Here is a 13,499-nt window from a genome sequence, read left to right on the forward strand (position 1 = left end):
GTTTGAAAATTAGTTCAATGTTTTGAATTTATTAGCTACATTTTTCAGTTATCAAACCCAACATTTTTATATTAAAAATGTATAATTTACATAATAATTAGAAAAACAAAATACTAGACTAGGAGACAAAATGAACAATCAAAAAGTTTTAGTTATTAATGCTGGAAGTAGTTCAATCAAATTAAGTCTTTTTGCTAAAGACACATTAGAATTACTTGCAAGTGGTATTGCTGAAAGAATCACTTTACCTATGGGAAATATTGCAATTAAATACCAAGGACAAAAACATGAAGTTGAAGTAGTAATGCCAAACCATGAAGTTGCAGTTCAAGAAGTTTATAAATTAATGCAACAAATTAACTTAGTTACTAAACCAGAAGAAATTGAATACATCGGATTTAGAGTTGTACAAGGTGGAACATACTTTGATAAAACAATTCAAGTAACAGATAAGGAAATTGCTTTAATTGACAAATGTTCAATTTATGCACCATTACACAATCCTGGAGCAGTACAAGCAATGCTTGGATTCAAAAAAGTTTTCCCTGCTGCTAAATTATCAGCAGATTTTGATACTGCATTCCACACAACAATCAACAGAGTTAACTCAACATATGCTATTCCAAAAGAATTAACCGAAAAATACCAAATCAAACGTTATGGAGCACACGGAATTAGCCACGATTTCATTACTGAAAAATTATCAGAAATCTTAAACAAAGACAAAGTTACATTTGTTAACTTACACCTTGGGAACGGTGGAAGTTTATGTGCTGTTAAAGATTCAAAATCATTTGATACAACAATGGGACTTACACCACTTGCTGGAATCATGATGGGGACACGTTCAGGAGATATCGATCCATCAATTCACCAATTTGTTATGAACCAAGAAAACATCTCAATTGATGAATTCACAAACATTTTAAACAAAGAAAGTGGATTATATGGTGTATCAGGAGTTTCATCAGATATGCGTGATGTAACTGCTGCTGCTAAAAACGGGAATGAAGATGCTGCATTTGCATTAGATTTATTTGCACAAAGAGTTGCAGATTACACAGCATTATATTCAAACAAAATCGGTGGAAATCCAGATGCAATCGTATTCACAGCTGGTATCGGTGAAAACGTAGCATTTATGCGTAAAATGATTATTGATAAATTATTCTTTAAAAACATTAAAATTGATGATTCAATTAATGAAGGTCAAATCGGTGATTACCAATTAATTTCAACACCAGATAGTGAAGTTAAAGTTTATGTAATCAGAACTAATGAAGAATTAGTTATCGCAAGAAATGCATTAAAAGTTTATGCAAAATAAAAAAAATGCACTTTATCCTGGTTCATTTAACCCAATACACAAGGGACATTTGTCAATCATTGATAAAGCAAGCAAATTATTTGATACTTTATATGTAGTTGTATCATTTAATCCAGATAAAAATAACTTAGAAGATATCGAAAAGAACTATGAGATAGTATTAAATCTTTTAAGTGATAAAGAAAATATTAAAGTTATAAAAAATAAAAATCAACTAACTGCAGAATTAGCAAAAGAGTTAAACGCAACTTATCTAATTCGTAGTGCCAGAAACATTCAAGACTATGAGTATGAATTAGAATTAGCAGCAGGTAATAAATACCTTAATGAAAATTTAGAAACAATTCTCATAATGCCAGACTATGAAAATATTGAATTTTCATCAACTTTACAAAGACACAAAGAAAGATTAAAATAATATGTTTAAATTTATAAAATCAGCAACCAAAAAAGAAAATTGATACGAACACAATAATAAAGAAGTTGCTTTTTGGGGACGTTCTAATGTTGGTAAAAGTTCATTAATCAATGCAATAGTTTCAAACGGAAAATTAGCACGTGTGTCAAAAACACCAGGTAGAACACAATTGCTTAACTTCTTTGAAAACGAACACAATGCAGTATTAGTTGACTTACCAGGTTATGGTTATGCTAAAATGTCTGAAACTAAACGTATTGAAATGATGAAAATGATTGAAGAATACTTACTTAACCGTAAAAATCTTGAATCATTATACTTACTAATTGATTCACGGCACGGAATAACTGGTACAGATTTTCCGATTCTAGAATTCTTGGTTGAAAACAAAATTCCATTTGCAATTGTTTTCACTAAGGCTGATAAATTAAAACAAAAAGACAAAGCACAATTAGCTAAAAAGATTAAACAATATTATCAAGAATTTGGTGAATTTGACTACTTCATAGTTTCAAGTGAAAGTAAAATGAATATCCATAAATTAATAGAAGACTTAAATGAAATCTTAGGTGAATAAGGAGAAATATGAAAGCAAAATTATTATCAATAGCATTTGCACTTGCTGGAGCAAGTACTGTAATTGGTTTATCAACAGGAATTGCTGTAATTGCTAATAAACAAAAAACACAAGTAACAAAAGAAGAAAAATTAGCGCAATATGAATTGATTGTCTCAAATAATTTTAAGAAAAACATGTTAAAACGTTTAGCTAGTGAATTTGCTACACAACCACTTGCTAGAATAAGTTCAGTCCCAACGCTTTGAAATAATGAAAAATGAAGTAAAGAAATCTTTTACAAAACTCAAATTACAAAACAAGAATTTGAAAGTGATAACAACTACAATCACGACTTCCTTCTAGTAAATAAAAATACAGGTGCATTATTTAATGTTGAAAGATCATCATTCCAAAGCATAACTTTCAAATCATTTGCTAATGATTTAACTGGTACTTTATACCTTCAAGTCACACTTGAAAACAAAGATGAAAAAGATCAAACTAAGAACGAACAAATTATTCATGTTTATGAACTTTCGGGATTTGCAACAATTAATCAAATCAACAAATATGACCAATTCATTGATGTTGAAGTTACAAAAATTAAAGATAAAGACGCATTTAAAAAAGAATTTACAAGATTCTCAGAATTCTATGCAGCATATAGTTCTTTAGGTGTTTCTGAAAGACCTGCATTTATTCAAAAATGATTTACTCTTCCATCAAACAACTTAGTTGAATATGATCTTTCAAATGCAACATTAACAACAGAAACAAATGAACAAAATCAAGATATTATTAAATTAGTAATTCCATATAAAATTAAAGTTCTTGCAGCAGAGAATAAACCTGATCAATTAAATAAAATTGATTTATATTCACCAAATGATCAAGAATTAGTTTCTTCAAACACAATTGTAATTAACTTCTATTAATACTAATTAGAAAAGTCTTATCGGCTTTTCTTTTTTTATATCTAGGAATAAGTTACAAAAGTCTAAAAAGTTAATAAGAAAACACAGTTTTAAAACTGTGTCTTTTATTCAAGTTATTCTTAGAAAAATACTTCTCTTGATCTTTGTTTAACTTCTTTTGAAGTTGTAAATGGAATTCTTGTTGTATATCCTGCTTTAGCAGCAACAATCATTTTTGTAGGTCATCTGAAAAGATCTTGGTTTCATTGAAGCACTCTATCATTGTAAATTTCACGAGCTGCTGTAATTTCTTTTTGTAGATATGAATTTTGTTGCATTGCTTGTGTTAATGATTCATGTGCTTTTAATTCTGGATATCTTTCTACTTGAACTTTAATATTTCCAAGTAATGCATCAACTTGTGAGTTGATTTCTGATCTAACTGCATCATTATTACCACCAGGAACAATTCCTGATCTTAATCCAGCTACACCAAGCATTACGTCTTTATCTAACTGAATTGATTGTCTTACGATTGCAGCAACATTTTCTAAAATAACAACTCTTTGTTCAATAAAGTTATCAATTTGTGATGCATTGTGCTGAATATTTTGTTGTAATCTTCTGAAGTGGTTTCTTGCCCCTATTTTCATAAATAAGAAAATAAGTCCTGGAATAATTAATGGGAATCATAAAAAGATTTGAAATACTAATGAACCCCTACCTACTTCAACTTTTAATTGCTTTTCAATAACATTGATGTCACGTCCATTTTCGTTTACTGTACCTGTTAATTCATCTAATTCGTTTGCCATGTTATCTCCTTTTTCTATATATAAATATTATAAAAGATTTTTAAACTTATGTATTAAGTATTAAATGTGACCTTCATCATCTTTGATATATAATGAGTCACTAAATAAATTAAATTTAAAATGATCAACTCATCTTGTTTGAAGTTCAGTTTCTGGTTTTTCTTCTTTTGCATCAAGTGTATCCAAAACATCATCAAAGTAATCTACAAATGAGTCATTAAACTCACCGTTAAAGTACTTAATATCAGTATCAGCAACACTTTCAAGGTTAGTCTTGAATGAACCGATAGTTGTTCTTGTAACTGGTAAATACTCAATTCAAGGAACAGGAATGGTGTGTATATTACCATCACCACCTTTTTGCATTATGTAATCAACTCTTTCTTCGGTACGATATCCATATGATTTTATTTGAACTAATTCATGACCATTATGTGATTTTATAGCATTAGTTTTATTAATTACTTCAGTTTGACACAATGGGTGCATAATAGTTCCTAAATGTGCGGCATTAACTATTTTTTCTGCCTCAAATTCAGAAACATATCTAAATGTTGAATCAAATTCATCATCAAATTTAGTTTGTGTGTAAATTGGAATTGATAAAAATGGTGCAAGTGAGAAATAAATTGTTTTAAAGTAATAAATTTGATATTTAATAAAGTCTTCTTTAAGTTTTTCAAAATCAAAGTGAGTTAAATATCTTAAAAATTCATTATCTAAAAACGGAAATTCAGATAATCTATCTGATTGTAAAATATTGGTTTTCTTTTGTTTAATTCAAGTGAAATCATCACCAAAACTTTCTGTTCTGTCCGTAATGATTTCTTGCATTTTACGTTGTGCCAAAGGCGTAAACATCATTCTGTATTCTGCTTCATTATCTCTATCAGTACAATTGAATAATGACTCAAACTCTAAATTACCTGAAATAGATTTAAAAGTAGAATTGTTTTTTAGTGCATGTTCATCTAAACTTATAAAGTGTTTTGAACGTTTTTTGATTAATTTCTTTAATTGGCTTTCTGTTTTTAAATGTGCATCAGAAGCTTGACGTGAGAATGATAAATTAGGTACAGCATTATTAAGATAAACTAAATCAATAGTTTTGTAATATTCTGGAAATGGTTTTGTTACTGATGCAGTAAGAACTTGTGATCTTTGTACCGTTTTAAAATGACCTTCACTATCTCTTACTGTTTCTGATCAAAAAATAGTAATTGAACCTGTATATGTTTTTTTACCCATAATGTGATTTTTAGAAACTTTGTAGATAAATGGTGATGAGTAAATTTCACCTGATTGTAAATATAATGTTGATGTTCTATCGTCAATTCCTTGAAGATAATCATATGCATTACCATCATCAACATTTATAAATTGATTTATTCTAGTCTGATTTGTAAATTTATCCAATGTAATTTGTGGAAAAGTTTTTTGCATTAAATTTTCTTTAATATCTAGACCAAAACGTCCAAAAATAGGGGAAAGTTGTTCTTTTGCTTCTGCTTTTATTTTTTCCATAACATTACGGAAACCTTTTGCAATTTTCTTGTATTTTAAATACTTAGGTAGCAATCATGCAAAAGATATAATTAGTAATAAAATTGCTAAAACCACCATAGGTATAAATGCTTCAAGTTGTTTATATACTAAAGGTGAAAACAATCCAAGTAGAACGGCTGCAACAAGTGTCACGATGAAACCTATCATATAACCCACTTCTACGGAGTGAGCGTCATTATACTTCTTTTCCTCTTTATAATATGATTTGCAAGTTGATCTATGTTGATCTAGATCTATTTCGGCTTTTTTAGCTAATTCATCAATAAAGTTAGAACAATTCTCAATGTGTAATGGTTTATATTTATTTTTGTAATCATTAATTAGTTCATAACTTGTATCAAATAATACTTTTTCTGACATAAATTCCTTATTTCTAGTTTAATTTGTTTTATTCTATTTAATATTTATATTAAATATCTAACTAATAAAATTATAAACTAATCGCAAAACTAGTGGATAAATTTCCGCATTTATAACCGTATAAATACCACAAGAATATTGAATATTTTTGAGTTTTATTTAAATCAAGCATGTGCTTAAAAAGTTGTTTAAAAATAAAACTCAGATAAAGTTGATATAATATTGAAAAATATTCAAAATTTCAGAATATTTATCCTTAATTACTAATTCATTTAAACCTTAAACATTGATGTTTTAGTCTTAAAATAATCAAATAAACTTCTGCATTTTAATGCAAGTTCAAAAAATAAAAAAATGTATAATTTAATAAAATATTAAAATATTTTATTTATTATGAAAAATTTAGCAAATTTAGTTAGACCGTCAACCCTAAATGATATCGTTGGTCAATATCATGTAATTAATTTACTGAAAGAAGTTGTTAAAAATAATGTAACAGCTAGTTTTTTGTTTTTTGGTGAAGCAGGAACAGGTAAAACATCAACAGCATTTTGCTTGGCTAACGATTTAGGTTTAAAAAGCGGTTACTTTAATGCATCAGTTGATTCAAAAGCAGATTTAACTAAATTACTTAAAGAATGTGAAGTAATTATCATTGATGAGATTCATCGACTTAATAAAGATAAACAAGATATTCTGCTCTCATATTTAGAGTTTGACAAAATTATTGTTTATGCAACTACTACTGAAAACCCATATTTTAGAGTTAACCCTGCTGTTAGAAGCAGAATGCAAATACTGCAATTTAACAAAATTTCAGAGCAAGATATCGTTAAAAAATTAAGACAAATAATTAATGATCATTATAAAAATCTAAATATTAGCGATAACTTATTGTTAGATTTATCACGTTTTTCATCAGGAGATCTAAGATCAAGTATTAACAATTTACAAATGTTAGCATTTTGTAAAAATGATAATGAACCAGTGACAAAAGATGATTTAAAAACCATTGTGCCAAATATCAATTTTTATAGTGATTTAAATTCATCAGCGCATTATAATAATCTCTCTGCATTCCACAAATCACTAAGAGGTTCAGATGTCGATGCGGCATTGTATTATGGTTTATTAATTTTAAAATCAGGTGATTATGATGGACTTTTTAGAAGAATGCAATGCGTTGCTTACGAAGATATCGGACATTCATCACCAAATGTTTCGTTAAGAGTTAATGCAGCAATTCAAGCATATGAAAGACTCGGAATGCCTGAAGGAGGCTTACCAATTGCATTTGCAATTATTGATTTAGCGCTAGCACCTAAGAGTAATTCGGTAATCGAAGCAATTGAGCGTACTAACTCATTACTTGATGCAGGGAAAATTTATGAAATACCAAAACATCTTCGTGATGCTCATTATGCATCTGCTGCAAAATTGGGTGATGGTAAGGGTTATAAATATCCACACGATTACAAAAACAATTGAGTTGAGCAACAATATTTACCAAGACAACTTAAAGATGTCAATTTATATCAACCTGGTGATAATGATAATGAACAAAAATACCAAAAATATTGAGAGATAATAAAACAATTTAAATAAGGAGTTAAATATGGAATTAAAATTAGAATTAATTAATAATTTAGAAGACCTAAAACAAGCAAAAGCTAAAGTGTTTTCTAATGAAGGTGAAATTTTTAAACTTCAACAAGAACTTAAAGCAGCACCCGTTGAACAAAAGAAAGAACTTGGACAAAAAATTACACAATTAAAAAATAAATATAATGAATTCTTTGCAGCAGCAGAAGCAAGAATTGCAAGATTAAAAATCGAAAATAAAATCAATTCAGAATTTATTGATGTTACAAAGCCGGTTTCTCAAGTTGGTTCATTGCACCCAATCACAATCGTTGAAGAAAGATTAAAAGATTGATTCATTCAACATGGATACTACCAACAAGAAGAAGGTGAAATTGTATCTGATATGTACAATTTTGAGCGCCTAAACATACCAAGTGACCACCCAGCAAGAGCAATGCACGACTCACTTTATTTAAATGCAACCACATTATTAAGAACACATAACACAGGTATTACAGCTAAAGTTCTTGAAGAAAATAAAAATCAAGAAATTTCAACATTTGCAATCGGTAAAGTCTACCGTAATGATGAAGATGATGCAACTCACTCACACCAATTTACACAAGTTGATTTCGTTTCAGTTGGTCATGTAAGTTTTTCTAACTTAATTTGAACACTTAAAAGTTTACTTAGTTATGTACTTGAAGAAGAAGTTGAAATCAGACTGCGTCCAAGTTATTTCCCATTCACTGAACCATCTGTAGAAGTTGATGTTTTCTACAAAAATCGTTGAATCGAGATCCTTGGAGCCGGAATGTTACATCCAAGAGTTTTAGAATTAGCAGGATATAACAATGATTTTAATGGTTTTGCAGCCGGAATTGGAATTGAAAGAATCACAATGATTAAATATGGATTTAACGACATTCGGGACTTATACCGTAATGATTTAAGAGTATTGGAGCAATTTAAAAATGAAAAATAGTTTTATTGAAATTTTACAAAGCGAGGGTAAAAAACCTTACTTTGACAACATTATTAACGGTTTAAGAGAAGAAGGTAAAAAAACAGTTATTTATCCAGAACAAGTCCAAATTTTCCGTCCATTTGACTACTTCCAAGTTGCAGAAACGAAAGTAATTATTCTTGGTCAAGATCCATACCACACATATGGTTATGCTGATGGTCTTGCATTTTCAACAGGTAATAATAAACTTTCACCATCATTAAGAAACATCTTTAAAGAACTTAAAAAAGATTATCCTAAAATAAAATTAGATTCAACAGACTTAACTCCATGAGCAAAACAAGGTGTTTTACTCTTAAATACAGTCCTAACAGTATCTCATGGTGAGCCAAACTCACATAAAAACTTTGGTTGACAATCATTTACCAAAAAAGTTATTCAAGAAGTTGTTAAAGTCAACCCTAATGTGATTTTAGTTCTCTTAGGTAAAGAAGCGCAAAAATTTGCTAAAGATATTGAAATCAACCCGGACAATGTTATTGCGACATCTCACCCAAGTCCATACTCTTACAAAAAAGGATTTGAAAACTCAGGTATTTTTAAATTAATCAACAAAAAACTTAAAAAACACAATGAGCAACCAATTGATTGAAATTTAGAAGGAGGTAAATAAATGTATTTATCATTAAATCACTTAAATACTTACTTTAAAAATAGGAAAGTCAGTGCCGAAGAAGTATCAAACGCTTTAAATGCACTTGGTTTAGAAGTTGAAGAAATTAAACAATTCAGCGATGTTAAAGGACTTTTATTTGCTGAAGTTTTAAAAGTTTGTGACAACCCAAAACAACCACGTCTTGATATTGTTGAAATTAAAACAAAAGACGGTAATAAAACCATCCAAACCAATAACAAAGTGTTAAAACCAGGTGATATTACAATTTGCTTCCCAGTTGGCGCTTCAAAAGGTGATATGGTATTTGGTGCGGTTGAATTACAAGGACATATTTCTGAAGGTATGTTCGCATCATGATCTGAAATCGGATATGATTGAACATTATTATCTGAAAAAGATCAAGTTTTAGTATTACCAAATGGTTTTGCAACAATCAATGATGATCCAATGCAAAAATTAGGTTTAGATGATACTATAATCGAAATCTCAACAACAGCAAACCGTAATGATGCAAACTCATATTATGTTATTGCACAAGAAATCGCTGCATACTATGGTGATTTAGGTTTAGCATTCCACATTAAAGATACTAAATCAACTTTTAATAGCGACGTCAAGGCAACAAACGGAATTGCTAAAGCATTAACTTTCACAGAAATTAAAGGTAAAAAAGCATCAACATTAGAAGATAAAATGCTTTTAGCAAAACATGGTATTGATGCAAAATTTGATTGAGCAGTAAACTTAACAAATTTAACATTATTAAACATTGGTGTGCCTGCACACGTTTATGATAGAACTAAAATTGCTAATAACTTAACTACTTCAACATACACTGGTAAATTAACAATCCTTGGTGAAAAAGAAGTTGAATTAAATAATGTACTAGTTGTAAACGATGATAAAGAACCTATTTCAATTGCATGTGCAATGGGGCTTGAAAAATCAAAAACAACATTAGAGACAAATGATTATCTTTTTGAAGTTGGAGTTTTTGATCATTCACAAGTACGTCATAGTGCTAAAGAATTAAAAATGATCTCTAATTCAGCATCACAAGGTTCAAGAGTTATCACACCACAATTAGCTAATTTAGCTATGCAATACATTCGTATGAACGCAGAAGGTTTAGAAATCTCTCAAATTATTAACCCTGTTGATTACCGCTCACATAAAAAGATTGCATTTGATGCAAGTAAATTACAAAAATATACAAACTCACACGATATTACTAAATTTGATGAAGCTAAATCACAATTATCAAACTTAGGTTACATTTTCGAAAACGACTATGTGCTAGTTCCAAACTATAGATATGATGTTAATATCTTTGAAGATATTATTGAAGAATTATTCAGATATTACTCATACGATAAATTTGAACCACAAGCAGTTAAATCTGTTCCATTAATCACACAAAATAGAGATATTTCAAAGAATTTAATTCAAGCACAAGGTTATTCAGAAGCAAGAACATTTACACTTGTTTCACGAGAAAAAGCTCAATTAAACCCATTTAATTTTGCAAACGATATTAACCTAATGACATTCGTTTCAAAAGAAAGAGAAACAATCAGAAATTCAATCATCACTTCATTATCTGAAGTTGTTGAATATAACCAAAAACGTAAAATTACAAACATTAATATTTTCGAAAAAGGAATGATTAATAATAATGTCTTAGTTTATGGTTTTGCAACTACAACAAAAGACTTTTACGCCTTAAAACAAGATATTTTAAACTTTACTAAACTTGATTTAGAATTCATTCCATTTAAAGATAATGAATTCATCCACCCTAATGTTTCAGCTAAAATCCTTTACGACGGCGAAATGATTGGATGAATTGGTAAATTACACCCAGGTTATGATCAAACTGATGCATTCTATGCTGAAATTCTTGTTAAAAATATCGAACCTGTTATCACATTTGAAGCAATTGATTCAGAACCTTTAAAAACAATTGACTTAACATTCGAATTAGACAAAAAAGACTATATCGCAGATAAAATTAATAAAATTAAAGCAACTGCAAAAGTATTTGATATTCAACAAATTGATGATTATCACAAAGAAACAACACACAATGTAACTTTAAGAGTTACTGCTACATCAGACAATATTGAATTAATCGACAAAGAATTCAATAAGTAGGAGGAATATGTATTCAAAAATTAAATTACATGACACAATTGTTCAAGATGCAATTAATAATGAATTACATCGTCAAGAAGATCACATCGAACTTATTGCTTCAGAAAACTATGTATCAGAAGATGTTTTAAAAGCACAAGGTAGTGTTCTAACAAACAAATATGGAGAAGGTTATCCAGGTAGAAGATACTACGGAAGCTGTGAAAACGTTGATATTGTTGAACAAGCAGCAATCGATCGTTTAAGAGAAATTTTCGGAGTTAAATATGCTAATGTTCAACCATATTCAGGTTCAGTGGCAAATGCAGCTGCTATTGCATCAGTTGTGCCTAGTGGCGGGAAAATCATGGGACTTGCTTTAAACTGTGGGGGTCACTTAACACACGGTTATAAAATTAGTTTTAGTGGTATTTTTTACCAATCAGTTTCATATGCCCTTTCTGAAGAAGGTGTTTTAGATTATGATACTATTGAGAAAATGGCAATGGAAGAAAAACCAGATTTAATTATTTGTGGTTATTCAGCTTACTCACGTACAATTGACTTCAAGCGTTTTAGAGAAATCGCCGATAAATGCGGTGCTAAATTAATGGCAGACATTGCTCACATTGCAGGTTTAATCGCAGGTGGACAACATCCATCGCCAGTTGGACACGCACACATTATTACATCTACCACACATAAAACACTACGTGGTGGGCGTGGTGGCATCATCATGACAGATGATGAAGAGATTGCTAAAAAAGTGGATCGTTGAGTATTCCCAGGATATCAAGGTGGTCCATTATTCCACGCTATTGCTGGTAAAGCAGTTGCTTTCTATGAAGTTTTACAACCAATGTGAAAAGAATATGCCAAAAACATTAAAGACAATGCAACAAAATTCTGTGACGCATTTAAAGCAAAAGGTGCAACCATTGTTTCAAACGGTACAGATAACCACTTATTCATGGTAGATGTCTTAAAAACTTACAATATTAATGGTAAACAAGCAGAAACCATTCTTGAAAAAATCAACATCACAATTAATAAAAATACAATTCCATTCGATACACTTTCACCTATGTTAGGTAGCGGTATTCGTCTTGGTACTGCAGCAATGACAAGTAGAGACTTTACAAAATGAGATGAACTTTGTGAAATTATTCACTATACACTTTCAAACCATGATAAATTAGTTGATAATCAAGAAGAATTACAAGAACTTAAAAACAAAGTTCTTGTTCTTACAAAAGAATTCCCAATTAAAAAATCATACTTATAATAAGTAGAACATCCTAACATCTAGGATGTTTTTAATATTTTTTGACTATGTGCAAGCATTAAAAAACGAACACCAATTGTTGTGTTCGTTAAATGTTATTATAAATTTTTATATGGAACAGGAATTTCTTTAAGTACAAATTTCTTGTCAGGTAATTCTTGAGTTAATCTTTCAAACATATGTCATGCAAAGACTTGTTCATCTAAGTGTGGTACTTCTAAAATGCTAATGTTGCATTGATCAAACACAATTCAATCACTTCAACGAAAATCACTACTTACAATAAGATCGATACTCTTTGATAAATCAACAATTTGTCCAATGTAACCCGAACCACTTAAGAAAGCAATAGTTGCTTGTTTCTTGTCTAATTGATCATCTTTAACATTAGTTCTAAATGAATCTAATTTTAAGTTTGATTTAAGTAATTGAGCTAATTCTCTAACTGATAAATTAGCATCAATTACTGCTGAATATTTTTGTGTTAATTCTTTGTTTAATTTATCTTGAATTCCTAAATATCTAGCAATTTGGTATGATGTTCCTTCTTCATTGCAATCGTAGTTTGTATGCATTGAATAAGATGTAATTTGGTGTTGACGTAATTTCTTTAAGATTTCACGTTTGTATGGTGCTTTGTAATCTTCTGTTTTTCACATTGCTTCAAACTTGAATGGATGGTGAGTTAAGATAACATTACATCCATTTTCAATTGCTTCATTTAATACTTCTTCTGTTAAGTCGATTGCAAGTACTGCACCAGTAAATTTTTTCGCTTGAACTGTTTTAACTGAGTATCCCGATGGATCTCAAATTTCTTTTAATTCATTTGGATATCATGAATTTACTAATTCAATAAAATCCTTAATTTTCATTGATCTTTTTACTGCCATAA

Annotated in this window: 12 protein-coding genes; 9 read left to right on the forward strand and 3 right to left on the reverse strand. The window is 29.5% G+C overall.

Annotated elements, in window-relative coordinates:
- Positions 1–130: 130 nt before the first annotated feature.
- The 4 genes from H9M94_RS01135 to H9M94_RS01150 are packed head-to-tail and all read left to right on the forward strand — an operon-like array spanning position 131 to position 3,239.
- Entirely contained in the window at positions 131–1,327 is a 1,197-nt protein-coding gene (locus H9M94_RS01135) for an acetate/propionate family kinase (RefSeq protein WP_187469754.1), read from the forward strand.
- Positions 1,317–1,745 (forward strand): pantetheine-phosphate adenylyltransferase, encoded by a 429-nt coding sequence (coaD, locus tag H9M94_RS01140; protein ID WP_187469755.1) that lies wholly within the window; start codon positions 1,317–1,319, stop codon positions 1,743–1,745. Before H9M94_RS01135 ends, coaD begins: the two co-directional genes overlap by 11 nt.
- A 1-nt stretch (position 1,746) precedes the next feature.
- Complete coding sequence (yihA, locus tag H9M94_RS01145) at positions 1,747–2,322, forward strand: ribosome biogenesis GTP-binding protein YihA/YsxC (protein ID WP_187469756.1); 576 nt, start codon at positions 1,747–1,749, stop codon at positions 2,320–2,322.
- An 8-nt stretch (positions 2,323–2,330) separates the two neighbouring features.
- Positions 2,331–3,239 carry an MAG1430 family protein gene (locus H9M94_RS01150; protein ID WP_187469757.1) on the forward strand — a complete coding sequence of 303 codons (909 nt, stop codon included), beginning with the start codon at positions 2,331–2,333 and terminating at the stop codon, positions 3,237–3,239.
- A 119-nt stretch (positions 3,240–3,358) separates the two neighbouring features.
- Here the strand turns inward: H9M94_RS01150 and H9M94_RS01155 are convergent, their stop codons facing one another.
- A complete protein-coding gene (locus tag H9M94_RS01155) occupies positions 3,359–4,033 on the reverse strand; it encodes a LemA family protein (protein WP_187469758.1) in 675 nt (224 codons plus the stop codon).
- A gap of 60 nt (positions 4,034–4,093) precedes the next feature.
- On the reverse strand, positions 4,094–5,959 hold the full coding sequence (locus tag H9M94_RS01160; protein WP_187469759.1) for an MAG1210 family protein: 1,866 nt from the start codon (positions 5,957–5,959) through the stop codon (positions 4,094–4,096).
- 393 nt (positions 5,960–6,352) lie between these two features.
- Here H9M94_RS01160 and H9M94_RS01165 point away from each other — a divergent pair, with 393 nt between their 5' ends.
- From H9M94_RS01165 to glyA, 5 genes are read left to right on the forward strand one after another with little or no spacing between them, the layout of a single operon-like run.
- Entirely contained in the window at positions 6,353–7,564 is a 1,212-nt protein-coding gene (locus tag H9M94_RS01165) for a replication-associated recombination protein A (RefSeq protein WP_187469760.1), read from the forward strand.
- 10 nt (positions 7,565–7,574) lie between these two features.
- On the forward strand, positions 7,575–8,528 hold the full coding sequence (gene pheS / locus H9M94_RS01170; protein WP_187469761.1) for a phenylalanine--tRNA ligase subunit alpha: 954 nt from the start codon (positions 7,575–7,577) through the stop codon (positions 8,526–8,528).
- Positions 8,518–9,183: a uracil-DNA glycosylase gene (locus H9M94_RS01175; protein WP_187469762.1), complete on the forward strand. Its 666-nt coding sequence runs from the start codon at positions 8,518–8,520 to the stop codon at positions 9,181–9,183. Before pheS ends, H9M94_RS01175 begins: the two co-directional genes overlap by 11 nt.
- On the forward strand, positions 9,184–11,340 hold the full coding sequence (locus tag H9M94_RS01180) for a phenylalanine--tRNA ligase subunit beta (protein WP_187469763.1): 2,157 nt from the start codon (positions 9,184–9,186) through the stop codon (positions 11,338–11,340).
- A 7-nt stretch (positions 11,341–11,347) separates the two neighbouring features.
- Complete coding sequence (glyA, locus tag H9M94_RS01185) at positions 11,348–12,604, forward strand: serine hydroxymethyltransferase (RefSeq protein ID WP_187469764.1); 1,257 nt, start codon at positions 11,348–11,350, stop codon at positions 12,602–12,604.
- A 98-nt stretch (positions 12,605–12,702) separates the two neighbouring features.
- On the opposite strand, the gene H9M94_RS01190 is transcribed toward glyA, so the two are convergent.
- Positions 12,703–13,497: a Nif3-like dinuclear metal center hexameric protein gene (locus H9M94_RS01190; protein WP_255483472.1), complete on the reverse strand. Its 795-nt coding sequence runs from the start codon at positions 13,495–13,497 to the stop codon at positions 12,703–12,705.
- Positions 13,498–13,499: the final 2 nt, after the last annotated feature.

It is taken from the genome of Mycoplasma sp. Pen4, assembly GCF_014352955.1.
Taxonomy (GTDB): domain Bacteria; phylum Bacillota_I; class Bacilli_A; order Mycoplasmatales; family Metamycoplasmataceae; genus Mycoplasmopsis.